At 68.8% G+C, this 21,475-nt stretch carries 24 protein-coding genes; 19 read left to right on the forward strand and 5 right to left on the reverse strand.

Going from position 1 to position 21,475, the window contains the following annotated elements; all coding sequences use genetic code 11:
• Positions 1 to 58 precede the first annotated feature (58 nt).
• On the forward strand, positions 59 to 265 hold the full coding sequence (locus LUZ64_RS19270; RefSeq protein WP_095581341.1) for a hypothetical protein: 207 nt from the start codon (positions 59 to 61) through the stop codon (positions 263 to 265).
• 20 nt (positions 266 to 285) lie between these two features.
• Here LUZ64_RS19270 and LUZ64_RS19275 read toward each other — a convergent pair whose 3' ends face one another.
• The gene (locus LUZ64_RS19275) at positions 286 to 1,449 is read right to left on the reverse strand and encodes a helix-turn-helix domain-containing protein (protein WP_211305017.1); all 1,164 of its coding nucleotides are present in this window, start codon (positions 1,447 to 1,449) and stop codon (positions 286 to 288) included.
• Between the two features lie 21 nt (positions 1,450 to 1,470).
• On the reverse strand, positions 1,471 to 1,890 hold the full coding sequence (locus LUZ64_RS19280) for an NUDIX hydrolase (RefSeq protein WP_095581340.1): 420 nt from the start codon (positions 1,888 to 1,890) through the stop codon (positions 1,471 to 1,473).
• A 168-nt stretch (positions 1,891 to 2,058) separates the two neighbouring features.
• On the opposite strand from LUZ64_RS19280, the gene LUZ64_RS19285 reads away from it, so the two are divergent.
• The 16 genes from LUZ64_RS19285 (at position 2,059) to LUZ64_RS19360 (ending at position 16,537) form a co-directional block, all read left to right on the forward strand.
• Positions 2,059 to 2,853 (forward strand): TauD/TfdA family dioxygenase, encoded by a 795-nt coding sequence (locus tag LUZ64_RS19285; RefSeq protein WP_095581339.1) that lies wholly within the window; start codon positions 2,059 to 2,061, stop codon positions 2,851 to 2,853.
• A gap of 98 nt (positions 2,854 to 2,951) precedes the next feature.
• The gene (locus tag LUZ64_RS19290) at positions 2,952 to 3,269 is read left to right on the forward strand and encodes a DUF6415 family natural product biosynthesis protein (RefSeq protein WP_095581338.1); all 318 of its coding nucleotides are present in this window, start codon (positions 2,952 to 2,954) and stop codon (positions 3,267 to 3,269) included.
• Positions 3,266 to 3,460 carry a hypothetical protein gene (locus LUZ64_RS19295; protein ID WP_143593122.1) on the forward strand — a complete coding sequence of 65 codons (195 nt, stop codon included), beginning with the start codon at positions 3,266 to 3,268 and terminating at the stop codon, positions 3,458 to 3,460. Before LUZ64_RS19290 ends, LUZ64_RS19295 begins: the two co-directional genes overlap by 4 nt.
• A gap of 90 nt (positions 3,461 to 3,550) precedes the next feature.
• Positions 3,551 to 4,261 carry an HAD family hydrolase gene (locus LUZ64_RS19300; protein ID WP_095581337.1) on the forward strand — a complete coding sequence of 237 codons (711 nt, stop codon included), beginning with the start codon at positions 3,551 to 3,553 and terminating at the stop codon, positions 4,259 to 4,261.
• Complete coding sequence (locus tag LUZ64_RS19305; protein WP_095581336.1) at positions 4,258 to 6,042, forward strand: hypothetical protein; 1,785 nt, start codon at positions 4,258 to 4,260, stop codon at positions 6,040 to 6,042. The genes LUZ64_RS19300 and LUZ64_RS19305 overlap by 4 nt, the downstream gene beginning before the upstream one ends.
• Before the next feature lie 62 nt (positions 6,043 to 6,104).
• Positions 6,105 to 7,055 carry a thymidylate synthase gene (locus tag LUZ64_RS19310; RefSeq protein ID WP_095581335.1) on the forward strand — a complete coding sequence of 317 codons (951 nt, stop codon included), beginning with the start codon at positions 6,105 to 6,107 and terminating at the stop codon, positions 7,053 to 7,055.
• A 6-nt stretch (positions 7,056 to 7,061) separates the two neighbouring features.
• Positions 7,062 to 8,780: a carbamoyltransferase family protein gene (locus tag LUZ64_RS19315; protein WP_095581334.1), complete on the forward strand. Its 1,719-nt coding sequence runs from the start codon at positions 7,062 to 7,064 to the stop codon at positions 8,778 to 8,780.
• On the forward strand, positions 8,777 to 9,835 hold the full coding sequence (locus tag LUZ64_RS19320; RefSeq protein WP_211305016.1) for a CgeB family protein: 1,059 nt from the start codon (positions 8,777 to 8,779) through the stop codon (positions 9,833 to 9,835). Before LUZ64_RS19315 ends, LUZ64_RS19320 begins: the two co-directional genes overlap by 4 nt.
• Positions 9,836 to 9,928: 93 nt before the next feature.
• Positions 9,929 to 10,441, forward strand: coding sequence for a P-loop NTPase family protein (locus LUZ64_RS19325; RefSeq protein WP_095581332.1), 513 nt, complete (start codon positions 9,929 to 9,931; stop codon positions 10,439 to 10,441).
• 31 nt (positions 10,442 to 10,472) lie between these two features.
• A complete protein-coding gene (locus LUZ64_RS19330) occupies positions 10,473 to 11,318 on the forward strand; it encodes a class I SAM-dependent methyltransferase (RefSeq protein WP_095581375.1) in 846 nt (281 codons plus the stop codon).
• On the forward strand, positions 11,315 to 12,067 hold the full coding sequence (locus tag LUZ64_RS19335; RefSeq protein ID WP_095581331.1) for a phosphotransferase: 753 nt from the start codon (positions 11,315 to 11,317) through the stop codon (positions 12,065 to 12,067). The genes LUZ64_RS19330 and LUZ64_RS19335 overlap by 4 nt, the downstream gene beginning before the upstream one ends.
• A complete protein-coding gene (locus LUZ64_RS19340; RefSeq protein WP_095581330.1) occupies positions 12,064 to 12,720 on the forward strand; it encodes a histidine phosphatase family protein in 657 nt (218 codons plus the stop codon). Before LUZ64_RS19335 ends, LUZ64_RS19340 begins: the two co-directional genes overlap by 4 nt.
• Positions 12,717 to 13,553 carry an aminoglycoside phosphotransferase/kinase family protein gene (locus tag LUZ64_RS19345; protein ID WP_095581329.1) on the forward strand — a complete coding sequence of 279 codons (837 nt, stop codon included), beginning with the start codon at positions 12,717 to 12,719 and terminating at the stop codon, positions 13,551 to 13,553. Before LUZ64_RS19340 ends, LUZ64_RS19345 begins: the two co-directional genes overlap by 4 nt.
• A gap of 32 nt (positions 13,554 to 13,585) precedes the next feature.
• Entirely contained in the window at positions 13,586 to 14,581 is a 996-nt protein-coding gene (locus LUZ64_RS19350; protein WP_095581328.1) for an NAD-dependent epimerase/dehydratase family protein, read from the forward strand.
• Between the two features lie 24 nt (positions 14,582 to 14,605).
• Positions 14,606 to 15,727, forward strand: coding sequence for an adenosylhomocysteinase (locus tag LUZ64_RS19355; RefSeq protein WP_095581327.1), 1,122 nt, complete (start codon positions 14,606 to 14,608; stop codon positions 15,725 to 15,727).
• Positions 15,728 to 15,793: 66 nt separating this feature from the next.
• On the forward strand, positions 15,794 to 16,537 hold the full coding sequence (locus LUZ64_RS19360) for a 3-deoxy-manno-octulosonate cytidylyltransferase (protein WP_095581326.1): 744 nt from the start codon (positions 15,794 to 15,796) through the stop codon (positions 16,535 to 16,537).
• Positions 16,538 to 16,763: 226 nt separating this feature from the next.
• Here LUZ64_RS19360 and LUZ64_RS19365 read toward each other — a convergent pair whose 3' ends face one another.
• The 3 genes from LUZ64_RS19365 to LUZ64_RS19375 form a co-directional block, all read right to left on the reverse strand.
• Positions 16,764 to 17,177 (reverse strand): acyl-CoA thioesterase, encoded by a 414-nt coding sequence (locus LUZ64_RS19365; protein WP_095581325.1) that lies wholly within the window; start codon positions 17,175 to 17,177, stop codon positions 16,764 to 16,766.
• Positions 17,178 to 17,285: 108 nt separating this feature from the next.
• Positions 17,286 to 18,656: a helix-turn-helix transcriptional regulator gene (locus LUZ64_RS19370; protein ID WP_232398612.1), complete on the reverse strand. Its 1,371-nt coding sequence runs from the start codon at positions 18,654 to 18,656 to the stop codon at positions 17,286 to 17,288.
• A gap of 119 nt (positions 18,657 to 18,775) precedes the next feature.
• Complete coding sequence (locus tag LUZ64_RS19375) at positions 18,776 to 19,051, reverse strand: hypothetical protein (protein WP_143593119.1); 276 nt, start codon at positions 19,049 to 19,051, stop codon at positions 18,776 to 18,778.
• A 662-nt stretch (positions 19,052 to 19,713) separates the two neighbouring features.
• Here LUZ64_RS19375 and LUZ64_RS19380 point away from each other — a divergent pair.
• Both LUZ64_RS19380 and LUZ64_RS19385 read left to right on the forward strand, forming a co-directional pair.
• Positions 19,714 to 20,685, forward strand: coding sequence for a hypothetical protein (locus LUZ64_RS19380; RefSeq protein WP_143593117.1), 972 nt, complete (start codon positions 19,714 to 19,716; stop codon positions 20,683 to 20,685).
• A complete protein-coding gene (locus tag LUZ64_RS19385) occupies positions 20,682 to 21,440 on the forward strand; it encodes an ATP-binding protein (protein ID WP_095581323.1) in 759 nt (252 codons plus the stop codon). The genes LUZ64_RS19380 and LUZ64_RS19385 overlap by 4 nt, the downstream gene beginning before the upstream one ends.
• Positions 21,441 to 21,475: the final 35 nt, after the last annotated feature.

Here is a 21,475-nt window from a genome sequence, read left to right on the forward strand (position 1 = left end):
AACCGATGGACAACGATGGCTCGCCGCGCCCGCAGACCGCTCAGTCTGGAGCCTCCCCATGCCCGATTTTCCTGGCACGGCCATGTCCGGACCCACGCCCCATCCGGAGCAGAAGTTCGAGAGCCCCGCCGAATCCCCCGTAGGGGCCCACTACCGGAAAGCGCACGGCGATGCGACATCCTGGCCCGCCCACGACTTCGAGGTCTACTACGACCTCGCCCGCGCGGTCCCTTTCCCCGATCTCGGCCCCGGGCAGATCCAGTGAGCGGGCTCGCGGCCGCGGTCCTACGCAGCCATCTCCTGTCGCATCCGGCCCAGCGCCTCGCCCGCGGTGACCCGGATGTCCGGCAGCCGCTGGCCGGCGGCGCGCATCATGCGCTGCACTTGGTGCGGCAGTCGCTGCACCACCGCTTCGCCCAGCGCCACGTCCAGGGCCTCAGCTGCCCCCGCGCGGTCCCCGCCGATGAGACGGACCTGGGCGACGGTGACCAGCTCGATCACCCGCCACTGCGGCGCCACCCTGGTCGTGAGAGCCGGCCGTTCCTCGACGAGCCGTATCGCCGCCGGTGCGCGGCCCGTGGCCAGGAGTCCGCGCAGGCGGATCTCGTGCAGCGAGTAGGGGTTGAACAGCGAGGTGTGTGCGGCCCGATCGAGAAGACTGTCGGTCTCGCGCATCACCGTGTCGAACAGGTTTCGGTCTCCGATGGCCCCGGCGGCACGGGCCAGGAGCGGCAGGACGGCGGCGCGGTCGTCGAACGTGGGCGCGATGGCGGCAGCGTGGCGCAGGCGTTCGACAGCGGCACCGGTGAGGCGGGCCTTGCGCAGTTCGTTGCCGTGCATGCGCAGGATGCCGGAGAGCAGGGCAGGATCGTCGCCGAGGTGACCGGCCGCTTCCAGGCTGCGGGCGGTCCAGCGGGCCGCGGTGGCCAGGCGCTCCTCGGGGAGCACGTTGCCGAGGGCGACGCCGAGGCCAACGCGGGCGCGGGCAAGAAGCCGTACGACGTCACGTTCGCTGTGCCCGTCTTCGACGCGGGCTTCGAGTCGTGCGACGAGCGGCCAGAGTTCGGCGACGGCTTCGGAAGCGTGGCCGGACTGGCGGGCGATCTCGGCGAGCCGTACGGTCGACTCCCCGAACTGCACCATGGCCCGGTGGTCGGTGTCGGCGACGTCGGTCACGCCGAGGACGTGCGGTGGCAGGCCGAGCCGCTCCGCGATGCGGCGGCGAGAGCCGACGTCGTCCAGCGGGCGTTTGCCGAGTTCCAGGGCCGAGACGTACGTCTTGTCGTAGCCCAGGACCTCGCCGAGCTCGGTCTGGTTGAGCTGGTGCACGGCCCGGTGGAACCGCAAGATCGCCCCCAGGTCATGGCTGGCGAGGACGGCCTCGGCTTGCGGGGTTGCCCAGTGCCAGACCACATGGCGGGCGGCAGGGCGGGGCGCCGGCGGCATCATGTCGCTCTCTCCGGCAGCCGGTCAGCGCTGCCGCTGTCCATACCAGGTGGCGATGGCGCGCTTGTAGCCGTCGGGCATGTTCAGTCCCGGGACCTCGTCGGCTGTGAAGAGGCCGATGCTCTTGTGCTCATGGCTGACGACCGGCGCGCGATCCGGGGTGAGCACCGTGCAGCCGTACGTCACGATCAGCACGCGCCGGCCAGGGATCGGCTCGTAGACCCACACGCCGCCGTCGATGAGCGGCCCGGTCTTGACCTCCCAGCCGGTCTCCTCCAGAAGCTCCCGCTCGACCGTCGTCTCCGGACTGTCGTCGTGGTGTTCGAGGCGGCCGCCCGGCAGCTCCCACTCCGCGCGTTCGTTCTTGAGCAGCAGCACGCGCTGGTGGATGTCGAGGGCGACGGCCTTGACGGAAACGGGCCAGGTCGGGGGCGTGTAGGTCATCGCTGTCCTTCGTACGTCGCCGGTCCTTGGGGCCTGCGGAACATAGCACGCGCCCGACAACCCGCCACGCCTATAAGCGAATTGTCCGAGTCGACAATCCGTCGCTGTACCACGCCACCGGTCCGAGTCGACCCTGGCCGCACCGTCCCCGAGGAGAGGATCGCACTGATGCGCGAGGCCAAGCCGCACACGGCCCACTACGTCGACGTTCAGTCGTCGCGGGCCGAAGAGGCGGTCCACGAGCGGTTACGCGTCACCGGGATGGTCACCCTCACCGGCTTCACCTCCCGAACCGTCGTTCGCGAGTTCGCCTCCCGAATCATGGACATCACTCCTCACCGCGACAGTGACCCCGACGGGCTGACCACCCTCCGCGACACCCGCCGCCACATACACCTTGCCGGATACGGGGGTTTCGGCAACGGCGAACTCGCCCCGCACACCGAGCGCTCCGGCGTCCCCGAGCCGCCCCGGCTCATGCTCCTGGTCTGCGGCACCCCCGCCCACAACGGCGGCGACTGCCTGCTCACCGACGGCCGAGCGGTCTACACGGACATCGCGGCACGCCACCGCGAGGCCATCGTCGCGCTGGGCAAGGAGCGCACGGCGTTCTTCGGCGGCGGAGACGGCCACGCGACGCAGGTGTTCACCGAGCACCCCGATGGCCGGGTGTCCGTGCGGCTCAGGCTCGACGGCCTCGCCCGCTTCAGCCCCATCGTGCAGAGCTACCTGCCGGATCTCCGAAGCGCGCTCACCACCTACCAGATTCGCCTTCCGCTGGACGCCGGCCAGGGCTACCTGATCGACAACGGGCGCTGGCTCCACGCCCGCGAATCCTTCACCGGCAGCCGCCTGTGCTGGCGCGTCCTCGGCGAGCCCCGTTTCCGTCTCCTCCGCGGCTTCGCGCCCGCCTCGCGATCCGCCACGAAGCCGGCCGCATCCGGGCGGGTGGTCGTGTCATGAGAACGCTCAAGACAGCCGCCGGTCGCCGACTGCGCGCTACCCGCCAGGGCGCTTCCCCAGCCAGGCAGGCCCATTGCCCCATCGGTGTCGACGACATCATGAGTACGGTCCGCGTCACCCTCGACAGGCTGCCGCCGACTGCCATCGTCGAGCACCTGCTGCTGCGCCTGCGCGGTCACATCCAGCTGCTGCTGCCCGAGATCGAGGCCAAGGGCTGGGCACGGTACGGCCAGGAGGACCAGATCCGCCTCATGACCGCCTCCGTGCGAGACAGGTTCAACAACGAGCCGAAGACCGGCCCCGCGGTCGTGCGCTGCGTGTACGCCCAAGAGCTCGCCCACATCTGTCGCGACCTCCTCGCTCTCGCGCTCGCCGAACCGGGCTTCGAGCAGCCCTACCCGGCGGCTGCTTCATGAGCGACCACGCACAGCCTCGACGCCGCCTCGCCTGGTACGACCCCGTCGGCACCGTGTGCAAGTGGACGTACGGGGTCGGCGTCGTCGCCACGCTGGGGCTGCTCGGGCAGCTCGTCCGGCTCGAACACCACCACAACGCCGTCCCGAGTACACCGCCTGCCAGCGTGCCCGATCTACCGCCCGAGGAATGACCGCCCACGCGTCGCTCTCACCGACATCCAAAGGCTCGGCACGCCCTTTCGAACCACGGCACTCCCACCCCGGACTCCAGGGAGAAGAACATGGCCTCGACACCTCGCCCCGCGATACGGAGCCCTCACACCGATCCGGCGCGCCGCGACGGACAGCGCTCGCTGCTCCTCGACCTCGACGGAGTCCTGCTCGACACACGACCGGTGATGCAGAAGGCGTGGCGCGCGGTCCAGCAGCACCACCGCATCGATGTGCCGTTCGAACAGTACGAGCAGCACTTGGGCCGCCCGTTCAACGACATCATGAGGCGCCTGGCCGTGACCGATGCCGAGGCGGTGCATCAGACGTACTCGGAAGCGTCGAAGGCCGTCACCCATCTCGCTCGGCCGTTCGAGGGCATGAAAGAAGTACTCCACACCCTCGTCGCCCGCGGGTGGCTCCTCGGTGTCGTCACGTCCAAGCCACTGGATCGCGCGGCCCCGCTGCTGGCACAGCTCGGGTGCCCGTTCGGCTCGGTTCGCGCAGCCGGCGGACCTGGCCGCAGCAAGCCGGCCCCCGATCCCCTGCTGCTCGCGCTCGTCGATCTCTGTGCTGATCCGGCGGAAGCAACTTTCGTGGGCGACATGGCGGTCGACCATGAAGCGGCGCGCCGAGCTGGAGTCGCCTACGTCCACGCGGCCTGGGGCTACGGCTCTCCCGGTGCCCCGGTCCCTCCGACCGCGCGCGCTCCGAAGGATCTCCTCCAGTTCCTCGGTGAAGGCCGGCACTCCGGGCCCTTCCTCGAAGGAAGCCTGCTGTGAACCCGGACGATGCGGGCCCCCTCGTTCTCGCCCAGGTGCGGACGGACGAGGCGTGCCAGTGGGCGCTCGTCACGGAAGACGCCCTGCCGGACCAGCGGACGGCGGCGCGTATCGCCACAACGGCTCTCGATGCTGTGCCCACCGGTCGAGAGGAGTTGAACTCCCACGTCCAGGCCGTGATGGCTGAGCTGGAGGCGTACAGCGCCCAGCGGGCTCTGACGCCCGGTGGGGCCTCGTGGCTGCACGTGCAGCACGTTCCGGTGCGCCGCCTCGTAGGTCGGCTTGTGCGCAAGCTGCTTGCCCTGAGCGCGTGGGAGCCGTTCGCGCAAAAACCCGGCTGCATCATCCCCGCTGCGGGCGAAGCACTGATCGGTACGCGTGAGACAAGCTCCCGTGAGTACCGCCTCTACACCGTCGCCTGGTCCGGCATCGCCTACCTCCTGGATGCGCCGGCTCCCGGCGATCCGAGGCGGTCCGCTCAGCTCCAACAGCTCGCGGTCTCCCGCGCGGAGGTTTCGCCCGTGCCCAGCCCGGTGCCTTCGACACTGCCACAGTCGGAGGTTGTGGCGTTGTCGTGGTCGTCCCGCCATGCCGAGACCCTCCTGCCGGTGCTGAAAGAGCTGGCCCGCGGCGGCCACCCCAGTGTCCTGGTCGATCTGGGCACGGACGCCGCGGACCGATGCCCGGAGCCGGCGACCCCGTCCATCCGCCTGTGCCCGGCGTCGGCCGGCCTCCTCTCCCCCGCCGGTACGGTCTCCGGCCTCGTCTTCACCGACGAGAGCCCTGCCGAGACAATCCGTGTCCGCGAGCTGGCCGTGCGACTGGACCGGCTGGAGCGCCTTGCTGCCTCCGTCGTCGAGACGAGCGGCGGCAGCACCCAGCCGTCGTGGCGCGCGGTGCTCCGCGCCGAGACCTGGCTGGACGGCGTGTTCGCGTCCACCCGGCCGCACACCGTCCTGCTCTGCAACGACACCAGCCCGCTGGGGGCACTCGGGGTCCACGCTGCCGAACGGCTCGGCATCACGACGGTCTACGTCCAGCACGGGGCTTGGACCCCGCAGTCGGTGGCGTGGCCGGCCCTGCACAGCCGTCACATCGTCGTCATGGGCGAACGGGACGTCGCGCCCGCGAGGGCCTGGGCACGGCACCCGGACGCCGAGATCCACGTCCTGGGGCAACCGCGGTTCGATGCCCTTGCCGAAATCGATCAAGAGCAGCAGCGTTGCTACCTCGACGAACTTCTGGCGGCCCGCGTGGACCGCTGCCCGGAGAAGATCGCGGTATGGGCCTGTCAGCCTTTCGGCCCCGGCCTTCTCCGCGCCCAGGGAAGCCTCGTCCTGGAGGGCCTGCGGAAGGCCGAGGGGGATTGGGGCCTGATCATCGCACCCCACCCTGCGCAGACCGCTGGCTCCTTCGGCCTCTTCCTCGAAAGGGCAAGCAGGCTGCCGGTGGCGGCTGCCGATCCAGGAGTCGGTGCCCGCGGGTGCCTGGCCGGCGCCGACGCGGTCCTGAGCGCCTACTCCACCTGCGGCATCGAGGCTGTGCTGCTGAACATCCCCGTTCTCGAACTTGCTCATCCCGGCGGGCGGACGTTGGGCCTCGCCGACCATGGCCTCGCCCAGCGCTGCAGCTCGGCGGACGACATCGCCAACGCACTGAGCACACCACCCCAATCGCAGGGTTCGCGCGGGGCCACCGATGCGGTGTGCCACTGGCACGGCACCAGCGCCCGCGACATCGCCCGCCTCGTCGTCGACCGGTCTCGGACCGGCCCGGCGTAGCCACGTTCACCACCGTGCTGGGGCGTTGGTCCCGGCGAATCGCAAGGTGAGGAGACGCAACCATGACGCATCTGACCGCCGACAGCATTGCCGAACTCTTCGTTGGAGCCGTGGCCTTGACCAAGAACGGCGACAAAGTCAGCCCTCGTGGCATGGCCACCCGCGAGGTCCTCAACGTCACCATGCGGCTGACCCAGCCCAGGGCGCGGCTGCTGTGCGCTCCGCCGGCCCGGATCATCAACCCGGCCTTCGCCGTGGCCGAGACGGTCTGGTACCTGTCCGGAACCGATGCTCCGTGGATCCACGAGTTCAACGGACGGCTGCGCCACTACGCCGACGACGGCGTTCTCAAGGGTGCGTACGGGCCCCGGATGCGCAACTGGGCTGGGAGGATCGACCAGCTCCAGAGGGTCGTCGAGATCCTCAAGGATGACCCCGATTCCCGCCGGGCCCTGATCCAGCTCTACGACCCGGCGCAGGATGCCGCCGGCCACAAGGACGTCCCGTGCACCCTCGGTTTCCGCTTCCACCTGCGCGCCGGCCGCCTGCACATGACGACGAGCATGCGCGGCCAGGATGTGTGGATCGGCCTGCCGTACGACCTGTTCTTCTACACCACGCTGCACGAGCTGGTCGCCGGATGGCTGGATGCCGAACTCGGGGAGTACCACCACCAGGTCGGCTCCTTGCACGTCTACGAACGTGACCTCGAGCAAGCCGACGGCCTGACCGACGTCAACGCGAGCCAGGTCATGCCCGCCCTGGCCACCCCATGGGAGGGCTTCGACAAACTGCTCGACCGCGTCGAAGCCGGAGACGAGACCGGGCATCCCACCTGGGGCTCCATGGCCGCAACGATGCGCAGCTACCGCCTGTGGAAGGACGGGGCGCGCCAGGAGGCACAACGCATCGCAACGACCGTCGACGGACCGCTCGGCGAGGCGCTGATCCACTGGTACGGCGAACTGAACCGCCGCGCCGGTGCCTCTGTCCCGTCCGCAGCGGAAGGGTGAGCCGCGATGGATCAGGTACCCGCCGTCGTCCTCGGCCTGTGCTCCTTCACACACGACTCGGCCGCAGCCCTCCTGGTGAACGGCGAGCTGGTCGGCTTCATCGAAGAGGAACGTCTCTCCGGCAAGAAGCACACCCCGGAATACCCCCACCACGCGATCGCCTGGCTCCTCGGCCGGGCCGGCCTCGCGCCGGCCGACGTGGACGCCGTCGCGTACAACTTCCAGCCCGTCCGCTACTTAGCCGAGGTCCCCGCCTCGGCGCGTCTGCTGCTGTCGAGCGCGACCCGCTCGCAAGCCCTGCCGCGCGCCACCGGGTTCGCCAAGGTCGCCGTACGCACCCAGCGCCGCCTCCAATACCTGCGGCGGCAATTCCCCCGCGCCCGCGTCGTCCCGGTACTGCATCACCGCGCTCATCAACTGATCGCCTTCGCGGCCTCGGGATGGAGTGAGGCGGCCGTCCTCGTCGTGGACAGCGTCGGGGAACGGCAGACCACCACCATCGCCCACGGCCGCCATGCCGAACGCCCGTGCATCCGCTCCCTGGAGGAGATCTGCGATCCGGCCTCTCTCGGCTACGTGTACGGGGCCGTCACCGAACATCTCGGCTGGCGACGCGGAGATGAGGAAGGCACCGTGATGGCGCTCGCGGCCCTCGGCGACGCCGCCCGGTTCCGGCCCGTCTTCGCCCGCGCGCTCCGCACCACCGCCACCGGCTTCGTCGTGGACCCGGCCTACTTCCCCCCACGGGTGCTCCACTCCGGCTACCCCCGGATCTCGCCCCTCTTCACCACCGATACTTGCCCGCCGCGAAACCCAGGAGAGCAGCCCCAGCCGGTCCACCAGGACCTCGCCGCAGCGCTCCAGGAACGCACCGAGCAGGTCATGCTCCACCTGGCCCGCCGCGCTCACCGGGTCACCGGGTCACGGAGGCTGTGCGTAGGCGGGGGCGTGGCCACGAACTGCGTCAGTATCGGGCGGATCATCGAGGAAGGGGTCTTCGATGAGGTCTTCGTCCCGCCCGCGCCGGGCGACGCCGGCACCGCGATCGGCGCCGCGGTCGCCATGCACACGGATACCGGCAGTCGGCAGCCTATCGAAGGGGTCGCCCGGGCCTGCTACCTCGGCCCGTCCTACCCGCAGCCGCACCTGGACCTCACCCGGTGGCCGGGCCTGAAGCAGAAGACCCTGGGCGCAGAAGCCGCGGAATTCCTCGCCGACCAGCTGGCCCACGGGATGATCGTCGGCGTGTTCCAGGGACGCGTCGAGGCCGGCCCCCGCGCCTTGGGAAACCGGTCGATCCTCGCCTCCCCACTGGAGGACGGCGTCGTGGAACGGCTCAACGCCACGGTGAAATTCCGGGAGCCGTTCCGCCCGTTCGCCCCGATCACCCTCGCCGAGAGGGCCGGGGAGTTCTTCACCCTCGGCCAGGACGCCCCGTACATGTCGATGGCCTCCCGGGTCACCCCCAAGGCCCGCGAGCAGATCCCCACCGTCGTCCATGCCAACGGAACCTCCCGGCTCCAGACCGTCACCGCACAGCAGAACCCCTTCGTTCACGACGTTCTTCAGGCGTTCGGGCGCCGCACCGGCGTCCCCGTGCTGATCAACACGTCGCTCAACGTCAAGGGCAAGCCCATCTGCGGAACCCCGGACATGGCGCTCGACTGCCTCGCGACCTCCGGGCTGGACGCACTGCTCCTGGAAGGCCGGTGGATCACCAAATGAAGATCGGGTACAGCTTCTGGGGCTTCCTCGGCAACGGCATCACCGACACCCCCGACGGAGGCCGCAGCCACCGCCGTCCCCTGATCGACGCCCTCCTCGCGCGCGGCCACGACATCGTCTTCCTGCAAGTCGACCGCGACCGGCTCGAAGCCGGCGACACCGTCGGCAGCCCTTACGCCTTCGATGCCGGGTTCCCCGACATCGACGTCCTGTTCCTCGAGTGGCGCTGGCCTATCGAAGGGCGCAACACGACCATCTGTGGAACCTCGGGCCACACCTGTGATCTGCACCGCCAGTCCGAGCTGCTGCTGCACTACACCACGCACCGTCGCGTGCCCACGGTGATCTGGGACAAGGACCGCCAGCTGCGACCGGACAGCATCTGGCGGCGCCGCCCCACGGTCGCGGTGTGCGAGGCCGCCCTGGAGCCCACCCCGGGCGCCCACACGTTCCTGTTCCCCGTCGACGAGGGGCTCCTCGCCCAGGTCGATCCGAACACTCTGGCGATGAAGCCCCGCGAGGTGCCGCTGGCCTACGTGGGCAACCAGTACGACCGCAACGAAGCCTTCGACCGCTTCTTCGCCCCGGCCGCCTCCTGCTTCGAGCACCAGGTCGGCGGCAAGTGGACCCAGACCGGTCGCTGGCCGCACGTCACCTTTCTCGGACGGGTCCCTTTCACGGAGGTCGCCCACTTGTACGGTGGCGCGCTGACCACTGTCCTGCTGCTGCCCGAGCGGTACGCCGCGGCAGGCCAGATGACGCAGCGGATCTCCGAGGCCGTGCTGGCCGGCTGCCTGCCACTGGCCCCGTCCGGCATCCGGCACGTCGAGCGGTTCGTCCCCGACGAGCTGGTGGTCCGGTCGGGCGGCCACGTGGTCCGCAAGATCACTGATCTGAAGAAGATCGTCGGCACACGCCGGCACGCGGAACTGATCTCCGCCTGCCTCGCCCGCCTCGAGCTCTTCGGCCTGAGCCGCCAGGTGGACGCGCTGGAAGCCATCCTCGACTCGGTCTCCGGCGCTCCAGCGGGGGCCTCCCATGGAGCGGCCCGATGAATCACCACGCTCGGGCAGCCCGTCCCGGATCACCCGGACCTTTCTCGGCAGCCAGGCCGCATGGCCGTCCCCGTAGCCCTAGGCTGGAGCACCATGAAGAAAGTCGCCGTCGTCGGCTGCGGAGGCAGCGGCAAGTCGCACGTCGCCCGCGAGCTCGGCACCCTGCTCGGCGCGCCGGTGACGCACCTGGATGCCGCGTTCTACGACGACGACTGGAACGAGCTGCCCATGGCGGAGTTCTCCGAGATGCAGCGGAATCTCGTCGCCGAGCCGGCCTGGGTGATCGACGGCAACTACAACTCCACGCTCCAGATCCGGCTCGAAGCCTGCGACACGGTCGTGTTCATGGATGTCTCCACGCCAGCCGCCCTGTGGGGGGTCCTCTCCCGGCAGATCCGGCACGGCGCCGGTCACCAGGGCAACGGGGTGCACAACCGGATCCACTGGGGCGTGATCAAGTATGTCGCGACGTACCGGCGCAAGATGCGGCCCCGCGTCATGGCCAAGATCGAACAGTTCGCCGCCGGGCACGCCACCGTGGTGCTGCTGACCAGCCGACGCCACACGCGCCGCTGGCTCCGACAGGTCGCCGCCGAGCACAGCTGAGCCGGTCGCAGCTCCTGCGGGGGTGCGGCTCATGATCACCAACCCCTTTCTCGATCCGGGACAGCATCACGATCTGTACGGTCGTGCTGCCCGGCTGGCCCACCGGACCGGCGCTCTCATGCGCGCGAAGACCTCCGGTCGACCGGTGCCCGAGGCCATCGTCCGCAGCCTTACGGATCATCGCGGCGAGGGCGCAACACAGCTTGGGCTGGTGGTGGACATCGGTTGCGGACGCGGTACCACCAGCCGGGCCTTGGCCGAGCAGCTCCGGCCGACGAGGATGGTCTGCATCGACCTGGCCCCGGCGCTCCTGGCCGACGCCCGCGAGCGGGCGGGAATGCATCGCGATGTTCGTACGGAGTTCGTCCAGGCGGACTTCCACCATCTGCCTCTGGCCGACGGTTCAGCCGAGTCGGTGGTGGCCGCCTTCTGCCTCTACCACTCGCCGCAGCCCGAACGGGCCCTCGCCGAGATCGCCCGCGTGCTGGCTGGTGACGGGCTCGCCGTCCTGGTCACCAAATCGCTCGACAGCTATCGGGAGATGGACGCCCTCGTCGCCGACGCCGGGCTCGACCCGCGCGCCGAGCAGCACGAGAGCCTTTACACCGCCGCGCACAGCGGCAACCTCGCGGAGCTGACGGACACCTCCTTGGAAGTGATCACGACCGAGCACGAAGAGCACCGCTTCACGTTCGACGGTCTTGATCATGCAGCGGAGTACCTCGCCACGAACCCGAAGTACCACCTCCCCCCTGGTCTCTACGGCAACCCGAGCGCACTGGCCGAGGCACTCCACGAAGCGCTCCCCGAGCAGCCGATCACCACCAGCTCCGTCATCACCTACGTCGTGGCCCGGCACCGGGGAGGCCGACCATGACCTCCACCCAGTTCACCAAGGGCTACGTCAGCGCGAGGCAGGCGGCCGAAGCCGCCCGGCACTACCACTGGCTCACCGCACACGCCCGGCCGCTCCTGCAACCGGCGCTCACCGCCGTTGCCCCAGCCAGCCTGACGTTCGCATGGGTCGAGGGCCGGCACGCCGAGCCGCACGATCTGCCGCGACTGGCCGGCATGCTGGGTGACGCCCATGGCGCCGCCTGGACCAGCGACCTGCATCACGCCTCGCTCGCCATGCCGCACACCTTCCGCGACGGCGCCCCGTTCCCCGACTATGTCGCGTGCCGCAAGGTCGCCCTGCGCAAGCGGCTGGAGCAGGGCCACCTACCCGACGCGTCGGTTCTGGACATGCTGCTCGCGCTCCTGGAAGAGACCGCTGGAGGGCCTGTCGCCTTCTACAAGGACAGCAACCCGCGCAACTTCCTGATCACCACCGACGGCACGATCTTCACGGTCGACACCGACGACCTCACGCTCGCACCCTTCGGATACGACCTGGCCAAGCTGATCACCACGCTGGTCATGACGCACGGCCTGATCGAACCGCCCGGCATCGAGCAGGCACTGGACCTCTACAACGAGGCCGCCTCCCGGCACGACTCCCGGCTCGCCGCCACCGGTCTCCAGCGCCTTCACGCCTTTCTCACCCTCCACGTGCACCTGACCGCCCCGTACGCCGGACGCAACGGCTACCGCTTCGGCATACCCGCATTCGGAGGCCAATCGTGATCACCACCGAACTCGTCTTCATCCGGCACGGCGAGGCCCAGTGCAACGTTGACGGCGTCGTCGGCGGCCCCACGACCTGCACAGGACTCACCACCCGCGGCCACGCCCAGGTGACACTGGCGGCTGCCCGGCTGTCCGCCGAGCACCGAAGCAAGCCGTTCACCGCGCTCTACACGGGCCCACGCCTCCGGCTCCGCCAGACCGGCGAGATCCTCAGCCAGGCCCTCAACCTGCCGGTTCGCACCGACCCTGGCCTCGACGGTCCAGTCCACGGCGCAGCCGACGGCAAACCCTGGGCCGAGGTGAAAACCGCCGCCGGAGGCGCGCCCTATGCCCATCCTGACCAACCATGGGCGGAGGGATCCGACACCTGGAACGGCTACCTGCGACGGGCCAGTGCCTTTCTCCGCGACCTCATCGCCACCCACGAAGGCGACCGCCTCCTGTTCGCCGCGCACGGCGAGACCGTTATCGCCGCCCACACCCTGCTGCTCGGTCTCGGTCCAGGCACCGATGCCGGCTTCGCCATCTCCCACGCGTCGATCAGCCGGTGGCAGCACCACCTCAACCGGCTCGGCCAGCACCGGTGGCTGCTGAAGGTCCACAACGGCACCGCGCACCTCACCGGGCCGGCGGCGGAGCCCGCGCCGTGAGCACGGACTCCGACGACCCGCGCGTCCAACTCGCTCGCCGAGTCGTCGGCCAGGTCACCGTCGTCGCAGACCCGGCACTCCCCCCACGTCTGCTACGCCTCGCCGACAGCGTAGGGAACGTCTACTTCGCCAAGCAGCACGAGCGATCCGCCCGTTACGCCCAAGAGGTCCGGGCCTACATGACGTGGGTCCGCCACCTGCACGGTCACGCACCGGCGCTCGTCGGCCGACAGGACACCACGCGAACACTGCTGCTCACTGCCGTGCCCGGACAACGAGGCCAGAGCCTGCCTCCCGGATCCGCCGAGGAGGAGCAGGCGCACCACGACGCCGGCCGTGTCCTCCAGGATCTGCATCGGGGCACGGCAGGACGAAGTGCCGGCGCCCTGAGCATCGAGCTCGCCACCCGCCTGCGCAGCTGGATCGCCAAGGCTGAGCGTGCCGACCTCCTCTCAGGAGCCGAACATCGGCTCCTCGGCCGGATCGCCGCCGAGCTGGCCGGCACCCCGATGGACAGCGCCGTCTGCCACCTCGACTACCAACCGCAGAACTGGATCTCCGGAGACGAGTTCCGGGTCATCGACATGGAGCACATGCGACGTGATGCCCGCGTGCGCGACTTCGCACGGCTCGAATTCCGCCGCTGGCAGGCAGCGCCGCACCTGCGCGACGCCTTCTTCGAAGGCTACCGATCCCGCCCGTCCGCCACCGAGCAGCGTCTTCTCGAGCGCTTCGGCGCCATCGAAGCCGCCACCGCCTTGGTCCGCGGACACGAACAGGACGACCCCACCCTGACCGCCCACGGCCGCACCGTTCTCTCACGCCTGAGCTAACCCCTTCGCCACGACCCTTTCGGAGGTCCCCTATGTCAGAGATCCACCCCGCCGTCACCGCACCGGTCATTCGGCGTGCGGTCGTGACGGGCGCGGCCGGGTTCATCGGCTCCCACCTCGCACACGCTCTCCTCCAGGCGGGCGCCACCGTGATCGGCGTGGACCGGCGCGGCCCTGCCGGCGACGATTCCTCAGCCGCCAACCTCAGCGTGCTGCATGGCCGCGAGGGCTACATCCCCGTGACCGCCGACCTCCTCGACTGCGCGATCGACCCGCTGCTCGTCGACGCGGACGTCGTCTTCCACCTGGCCGGCGTCCCCGGTGTGCGCCCGTCATGGGGAGGGCAGTTCAGCGAGTACGTCCGCTCCAACATCCTCGCCACCCAGCGCGTGATGGACGCGGCCACCCGCATGCACGTCCCGCGCCTGGTGGTGGCCTCCTCCTCGAGCGTCTACGGGGTGACCAGCGGAGGGCCCAGCGTCGAGAGCGACCGCCCCCGTCCGGCATCTCCGTACGCGGTCACCAAGCTCGCCGAGGAGCAGCTGTGCCTGGCTCACGCGGCCCGCGCCGCATGCCCGACATCCGTCATCGCTCTGCGGTACTTCACGGTCTACGGTCCCCGCCAGCGCCCCGACATGTTCATCCACCGCGCGCTCGACGCCGCGCTCACCGGCCGCTCCCTGCGGCTGTACGGAGACGGACACCAGCGCCGGGACTTCACCTTCATCGACGACGCGGTCGCCGCCACCATCGCCGCCGGCACCGCCCCGAACAACACGAGCATCGTCAACATCGGTGGCGGGACCAACGCCTCCCTCATCGACGTGATCAACATCGTCCAGAGCCTCGCGGGCCGGGAAATCGACGTTCGTTCCGACACGGCGCGCAGCGGAGACGTCCTGAGCACCCGAGCCGATACCCGGCTCGCCGAAGCCGCTCTCGGCTGGCGCGCCACGACCGACCTGCCCAGCGGCATGCGCGCCCAGATGCAGGCACTCGCCCACTCCGCCTACCCCGCCGCGGCCTGACCCCGCCGCAGAGAGGGAGATGCCGTGGAAGGACCCGAGAAAGCCCGGCTCGACGCGTACTACCGTCGGATCACCGCCGAATTCCCCGTCGACGGCGCGATCAGCTTGCTGGTCATCACCCACCTGCTCGCGGAAAGGCCAACCTTCCTGCACGCGCTGGCCCGCACGTCGACCATCGCGGCCGTCCTGCCCAAGCCCCGCTCCGTAAACCGCCAGGCGCTCCTGGAAGTCCGGCGCACTTACGCCGTGCACGACCTCAGCCGTGCCACGTTCACCGACCCGGCGAGGGCCCTGGAGTACCTGGAGAAGACCGTCCCGGGCCAGGACGTCGTCCTTCTCGACATCGGCGGCTACTTCGCTCCGGCCATCACGACCCTGGCCGAGAAGTTCTCCGGCCACATCCTGGGCATCGTCGAAGACACGGAGAACGGTCACCAGCGGTACGAGGCCCTGGAAGAGCTGCCCTGCCCAGTCCTCTCCGTGGCCCGCTCCCCCTTGAAGCACTGCGAGGACCACCTCGTCGGCCGCTCCATCGTCTTCTCGACCGATGCGCTCGTCCGCACCCGGGGCGACATCCTCACAAGCCGCGGTGCCTGCGTCATCGGCTTCGGCAAGATCGGCCGCTCCATCGCACACACCCTGCGCGCCCACGACCTGCGTGTCACCGTCTTCGACAGCGACCCGGTCAAACGGGTACAGGCACGCTCCCAGGGCTTCCGCACCCCGTCATCCTGCACAGAGGCGATCCGCGACGCCGAACTCGTTCTCTGTGCCACGGGCAACCTGGCGCTGCGGCAAGGCCACTTCGAAGCCCTACGCAACGGCGCCTACGTCGCCTCGGTCACCTCCTCCGAAGACGAGCTCGAACTCGACACGCTCGACGGCCTCTACCAGCGCGCTCCCGTCGGCGATCACCTGACCCGTTACGAGGTGACCGGGCATTACTTCTACGTGCTCGCCGAGGGAGGAGCCGTCAACTTCGTGCACGGCGCGGCGGTCGGCAGCTACATCCACCTCGTCCAGGCCGAGATCCTCGCCGCCACCGCCGCGCTCAGCCGCGGCCGGTACGACCCCGGCCTGCACGAAGTGCCCTCGGCCGTCCGGCAGACCATTGCGCAAGTCTGGCTCGACCACTTCGAAAGGTGATCAACTCACGCGTTTCTGCCGTGGTGTGCACGCCCACGCCCATCACGCCGTCAACGGGAGCTGACCATGTTTGCCACACGCCGCCACGTAGCGGTCATCCCCTGCCGCTGGGGAGCATCGAGATTCCCGGGAAAGCCACTCGCCGTGCTCGGCACGATGCCGATGCTCTGGCACGTCCATCAACGTTGCCGGCAGGCGCACCACCTGGATGACGCCGTCGTCGCAACCGACGACCACCGCATCGAAGCCACCTGCCGTCGGCTCGACATCCCCTGTGTCATGACCGGCGAGCACCCTACCGGCACCGACCGAGTCGCCGAGTGCGCACAACACCTTCAAGCGGACGCATACATCAACGTCCAGGGCGACGAGCCTTTCATCTCCCCCGAGGCGATCGATGCTGTATCGGACGCGCTCACGCGCCTGGACCCTGGTGCCCTGGCTGTCAACGCGTACGCGACGCTGAGCGACGCGGCAGCAGTCGTCGACCACAACGTCGTCAAGGTCATCGTCGACGACAACGACAAGGCCATGATGTTCTCCCGCCAGCCGATCCCGTACCCCAAGAGCCACCGCCCCACCTACCTGCGACAGCTCGGCCTTTACGGCTTCACCCATGACGGGCTCGAACTGTTTCAGCAGCTCGAACAAGGACCCGTCGAGCGTGCCGAGGGCATAGAGATGCTCCGGCTCATCGAACACGGCTACGGAGTCCGCATGCTGCCCGTATCGGACAACGGAATCGCCATCGATACGCCAGAAGACCTCGAAAGAGCCCGCACAATGCTGTTGACGGAAAAGCCAGCCTGACCGAGTAGGCCGAACGGACAGAGTGCAGCCGGCTTGCCCTCAGCCGGGTCCGCGGTCTATTTGCTCGCGGAGGGCTGTTCTGGGTCGTCACAGCCATAGCGGAACGAGTCCCAGGCGACGTGCGTCACAGGCTTTCGGCGACAGCGACTCAAGTCCCCTGTTAGCACACGTCAGCCTTGCTTTGTGGGACAGCATCGCCGCCGACACGCCGGGGGTGCACAACCGATCAGGGCTGGGATTGGGTGTAATGGGCCACGAAATCACGCTCGCGGTCGGAGAGACGGCGAGGCCGGTTGGCGTTGAGGTTGTAGGCGACGATTTTGGTCGTCGCTTCTGCGTACAGTCGATCGGCATCACGGATCTCATAGGCGAGTTCGAAGCTAGCTCCGGCACTCTTAGTAGCCCAGACGTCCACGTCGACAGGTTCCTCACGGTAGTGGAGAGGGACCTTGTAGTCGATGATGGAGCGGGCCACGACGAACGCGGCCTCGCGGCGCTCCTCTTCATCGGTGGCGAGAAATTCCCGGAACATGCGTGTGCGTGCCTCTTCCATGTACCGGAGGAAGAGGGTGTTGTTGATGTGCCCGTATGCATCAGCGTCGGACCATCGCAGCGGGCAGGGGTAGGTGAACCTGTTCACGGAGTTCTTTCCACAAGAAGATCTGCGGGAATGGTCATCAGCGGGAAGTGTGCCACGCCGATCCTGGCGTGGCCTGGCGCCGCGCGCAGCACCAAGCCACGCCCCGTCTCAGACCTGCTCGCTCACGCCTTGGAGACCGGACACGGCGCCGTTCTGAGCCAGCTCTTCCTGTATTTCGCAGAGGAGGCGCTGCTCCTCGTCAAGCTCGCCGAGGAGCTGCTTCACACGGGATGCGGCGGCTTCGCGGGGAGCCGGCAGCGCGATACCGATCACCATCTTCATCTCGGCCCGGGCCTCCGCCGACAGGATCCGCGGTACCCGCGCGATCACGGTGGCGGGAGATACCTGCGTCACGCCCCATTCTCCGGGCGCCTCCTCGACAGCCCAAACCACGTTGCGCCGGGACGGCGAGAGCGTCAGCTGGCAGTCGGACGCTACATGGCGGCTGAGGGCAGGCAGGGGGATGGCTCCTTGCCCGGCCTGCGCTGCGGCCTCGTCCGCGGTCTCCACCACGAGGCGAGCTGTGTGGACGTCGGCGGCACGACGTCGTTCAGCCTCGGCGATCCGCTCCTGGGCCCGGTCCCGCTCTTGTGGCGTGTTGTGGGTCTCGTGCACCCAGGCATTGCGCACGCCACCCAGCGCGTCCCTCTTGCTGTCTGATTCAGCCTTAGCTTCGACCCAGGTCATGACCACAAATTTGCAGTCAGGCATGACCGCGGGGTACGCCACGTGGCTGACGATCTCGATCGTCCTCCAGCCCAGTGTGGGCACGGTGGCCAGGAAGACGTGTCCGTCGCGGTGCTCGACCAGGTCGTCGTCCGATTCCCAGATGTGCTGGACGTCGGGGTTTTTTCTGACGTCCTCGATCAGTTCCTGGAGATCCGTGTCGTCGCCATGGGTGGTGAGCGCGAACCGGAGCATCCGCGCGAAGACCGTGGCGTGTTTGTGCCAGTCGTGGTAGGTGGCGCGCCCCTCGGCGGTCGTGAGGGCCCAGCGGATCAGGTTGGCCCGTGGTTCCATCACCCACGGCCACAGCTCGGCCATGGCCTGGTTGTACGCGAGGATGTTCCAGTTGCGGTCGGACAGGTAGGTGGGGCTGGGCATCTGGCCGTCCATGAGCAGCCTCAGCGCGGACGGTACCTCCTGGCGGCCCTCCGCCGGCGCTCGAAGGTACGTGCCCACGTTGTGGAGGAGCAGGGCGTGGCGCTCCTCCTGGTCGAGTCCCAGTACCTCGGCCAGGGAGTCGCACTGGGCACGGGTGAACCGCGGCGTCGCACCGCGCTCGATGTTGCGGTAGGTCCTGACGCTGATGCCCAGGGCCCGCGCGGCCGTCGGCTGGATGAGGCCGGCGGCCTTGCGCCACCGCTTCAGCATTGCGCCGAATCCCATGTATTGGCCGGCGACTCCGTCGGGCCGTACCGCGAGGACCTCCTTTCCAACAGCGTCGTTACTGCCGTCGGTCCGCATCTGCGCGACCATCAGCCCTCGCTCTCGCATTGTCGGCATGGTGGGTAAAACCCGATTTCGGGCAAGAAAAAAGAGGGCAGCGTAATCGCTGACCCCCGCCCTGCTGTGTCTCCGTAGACAATACGCAAGATTCAAATGATCTTGACCACTGGCGCCACAGGCTGCACATCACCAAGGAGATCGGGTTCGGGATTCAACAACTCGTCGGAACGGATCACCCGAAAGCGGACATCTCCACCCTCCAGCGCAAGCCGGTTCTCGAAATCGGCAAATCCTTGCCGATTTTCATCCGCACCTCCCACGACCGGACTAGACCACACGGCAAAAACCCTCCCGCCAGCAACCGGAGCGCCCCAATCTCCTTTCCCTGCAAGCCACTTGGGCGCCATCGGCAGATTGATCAACATGCACTGGGCAACTGACCTACGCGGGTAAATCGGTCAAATCGACTCGATTGACGGTCTCATAACGCTTGGCTTAAATCCTTCTGACCAGCCAGTTCGGCGGGACGTTGCGAATACCAGATAGGGACCTGAAGTGGAGATCATTTCCGAGGCGCTCGGGACGATCTTGCTGCTGCCCTCACTCGGCCCGGCCGCCCCTCTCCGTGGATGCGAGCGACGCCGACCGCCACGGCGAGTTGTAGAAGGTTTCTTAGCTAAGTCTGGATCTTGAGGCTGGCTCCGCATATGTTCGTCGTCCGCCCGCCGGGCACCTCGCCCGGCGGGCGGACGACGAATGGAGCGATATGCGGGGCACACGGCCCAGTCGAACGGGGTAGCCCCCCGAAAACAGCGACGGCGTCCGAGAGCTGCAACTCCGGACGCCGAACGCTAAATGGCACTCCTGCCTGTGCAAGGGCCGGAGATTTACCCACCTTCACCGCACCGGCCCTTTCCACGGGGCATACCGGAGCGGCTCACTTCGAAGGAGAGTGTCGCATGCCGACTGCTCTGCGCAAAAGGCCGGACAACACGGCCCGCGCGGCAGCCTGCGTCCCTTCCCCCTCCGTCGGCCGGATGCCAGCATCCCGCCGACGCCCAGGACAGCCGGGCGAGGGTGACGTCTGATGGCGCGCATACGCACTATCAAGCCCGAAGCTTTCTGCTCCGAGTCCCTCGCCGCTGTGAGTGTCGCCGCGGAACGCACCTTCTTCGGCCTGCTGACTCAGGCCGACGACCACGGCTGCTTCCGCGACCAGCCGGCCGTCATCGCCGGGCTGCTGTGGTCGCTGCGCCCGGAGCACGGCCCGCTGGAGGTCGAGGAAGACCTGAGCCAGCTCGCCGACGCCGAGCTGATCTGCCGCTACAAAGGGCCGGACAGCAAGCGCTACCTGCACATCGTCACCTGGCGCCGCCACCAGAAGATCAACCGGCCCAGCGGCGTCCGTCACCCTGCTTGCCCGCGCCACCACGGTGCCTCGTCCGACGAGTCCTCCGCAGCACCGCGGGGAACCGTCACGGCCACCCCGGTGAGCGGTCAGGAAGGGCTCACTGAGGGCTCCCGTCACATACGCGAGATCCCTCACCATCGGAAAACCGCAGGTCACAGCGATTTCAGCGAGCCTTCATGGAGTGCACACGAAGGGCTCACTGAGGCATCGGTGAGTCCTCACGGTCCGGATCTAGGACCTAGGAACAGGGATCTAGGAGATAACCCGTTGGGGGGCGCAAGCGCCCCCGTGCCACACATCGCCCCGGTGACGGCATCGGCGAAGTCGCTGGTGAACGAGTACGTGGCAGGCTGCCACCGCCGCCCGCCGGAGGACGTCCTCGGGCTCCTCGGGCGCAAGGTCAAGACGCTGCTGGAAGAGCACTTCGACGCGCAGGACATCCGCACGGCGCTGGACCGGCTCCGCGCCCGAGGACTGCATCCGAGTGTTCTGCCGAGTCTGGTGAACGAGGTGGTCAACGCCCGGCCCCAGCAGGACGGTTCTCCGGCATCGTCCGCCTCCGGCGCGGGGCCCTGGGCCAGCAACCGCTCCTCCTACACCCCGTACCTCAACCCGATCGAGCCGACCACGTTCGGAGGCCGTCTGTGACCCGCGCCCGACTCGCCGACCCGCAGCCGGCTGTCTCCGACCGGCTCCGCGCTCGGCTTGAGGCGAAGCTCGCCGAACGCGGCATCGAACTCCGCGACACCGCTCCGGTCCCGGACTCCCCCGAGTCGATCCCCGCCCTGGAGGCGGCGCAGGCCCGCATCCCCATCGACTTCCGCGGTGCGATGCCCACCCACCCGGACGTGATCCGGTGGGTGCGCACCATCGCCGAGTCCGCCGTCGCACCGCACGCTGCCGATCTGCACCCGCACTTCGGCAGCACGGGCCGGCGGCAGGTCGCCCATGGGCCCTCGCTGCTGCTGTGGGGCAGCACCGGCGTAGGCAAGACCCACGAGGCGTTCGGTGCGATCCGTGCGCTGACCGCCGGGTGCGGCGTGCGGTGGCACGCGACCACGGCTGCCGACCTGTACGCCGAGATGCGACCCCGCGCCGGGGTGGACCCCGAGTACCTGCTGCGCCGGATCGTCCGCGTGCCGCTGCTGCTCCTGGATGACCTCGGTGCCGCCAAGGGCTCGGAGTGGACCGAGGAGATCAACTTCCGGCTGCTGAACTGGCGGGCTCAGAACCACCTGCCGACGATCGTCACCAGCAACCTGCCCCCGGTCCGCACGCCGGCGATGGACCCTCGCCAGCCGGTGCTGCGCGACAAGGTCGGCGACCGCGTCCTGAGCCGCTTGTCCGGCATGTGCGTACCGGTCGAGTTCATCGGTCCGGACCGCCGCTTCCAGCGCGCCTGACCCCGCCTGCCCGAACCACCCGGTGCGGCGGCCCC

Source organism: Streptomyces albireticuli (genome assembly GCF_021228125.1).
GTDB classification, from domain to species: Bacteria; Actinomycetota; Actinomycetes; order Streptomycetales; family Streptomycetaceae; genus Streptomyces; species Streptomyces albireticuli.

Bases quoted from the DNA above. Each gene is read 5' to 3' on its own strand.
- LUZ64_RS19325 (WP_095581332.1), top strand. From the start codon at position 9,929: ATGAAGAAAGTCGCCGTCGTCGGCTGCGGAGGCAGCGGCAAGTCGCAC.
- LUZ64_RS19375 (WP_143593119.1), bottom strand. From the start codon at position 19,051: ATGTTGATCAATCTGCCGATGGCGCCCAAGTGGCTTGCAGGGAAAGGA.
- LUZ64_RS19380 (WP_143593117.1), top strand. From the start codon at position 19,714: ATGGCGCGCATACGCACTATCAAGCCCGAAGCTTTCTGCTCCGAGTCC.
- LUZ64_RS19335 (WP_095581331.1), top strand. From the start codon at position 11,315: ATGACCTCCACCCAGTTCACCAAGGGCTACGTCAGCGCGAGGCAGGCG.
- LUZ64_RS19370 (WP_232398612.1), bottom strand. From the start codon at position 18,656: ATGGTCGCGCAGATGCGGACCGACGGCAGTAACGACGCTGTTGGAAAG.
- LUZ64_RS19360 (WP_095581326.1), top strand. From the start codon at position 15,794: ATGTTTGCCACACGCCGCCACGTAGCGGTCATCCCCTGCCGCTGGGGA.
- LUZ64_RS19285 (WP_095581339.1), top strand. From the start codon at position 2,059: ATGCGCGAGGCCAAGCCGCACACGGCCCACTACGTCGACGTTCAGTCG.
- LUZ64_RS19290 (WP_095581338.1), top strand. From the start codon at position 2,952: ATGAGTACGGTCCGCGTCACCCTCGACAGGCTGCCGCCGACTGCCATC.
- LUZ64_RS19310 (WP_095581335.1), top strand. From the start codon at position 6,105: ATGACGCATCTGACCGCCGACAGCATTGCCGAACTCTTCGTTGGAGCC.
- LUZ64_RS19330 (WP_095581375.1), top strand. From the start codon at position 10,473: ATGATCACCAACCCCTTTCTCGATCCGGGACAGCATCACGATCTGTAC.
- LUZ64_RS19275 (WP_211305017.1), bottom strand. From the start codon at position 1,449: ATGATGCCGCCGGCGCCCCGCCCTGCCGCCCGCCATGTGGTCTGGCAC.
- LUZ64_RS19350 (WP_095581328.1), top strand. From the start codon at position 13,586: ATGTCAGAGATCCACCCCGCCGTCACCGCACCGGTCATTCGGCGTGCG.
- LUZ64_RS19315 (WP_095581334.1), top strand. From the start codon at position 7,062: ATGGATCAGGTACCCGCCGTCGTCCTCGGCCTGTGCTCCTTCACACAC.
- LUZ64_RS19280 (WP_095581340.1), bottom strand. From the start codon at position 1,890: ATGACCTACACGCCCCCGACCTGGCCCGTTTCCGTCAAGGCCGTCGCC.
- LUZ64_RS19320 (WP_211305016.1), top strand. From the start codon at position 8,777: ATGAAGATCGGGTACAGCTTCTGGGGCTTCCTCGGCAACGGCATCACC.
- LUZ64_RS19270 (WP_095581341.1), top strand. From the start codon at position 59: ATGCCCGATTTTCCTGGCACGGCCATGTCCGGACCCACGCCCCATCCG.
- LUZ64_RS19300 (WP_095581337.1), top strand. From the start codon at position 3,551: ATGGCCTCGACACCTCGCCCCGCGATACGGAGCCCTCACACCGATCCG.
- LUZ64_RS19295 (WP_143593122.1), top strand. From the start codon at position 3,266: ATGAGCGACCACGCACAGCCTCGACGCCGCCTCGCCTGGTACGACCCC.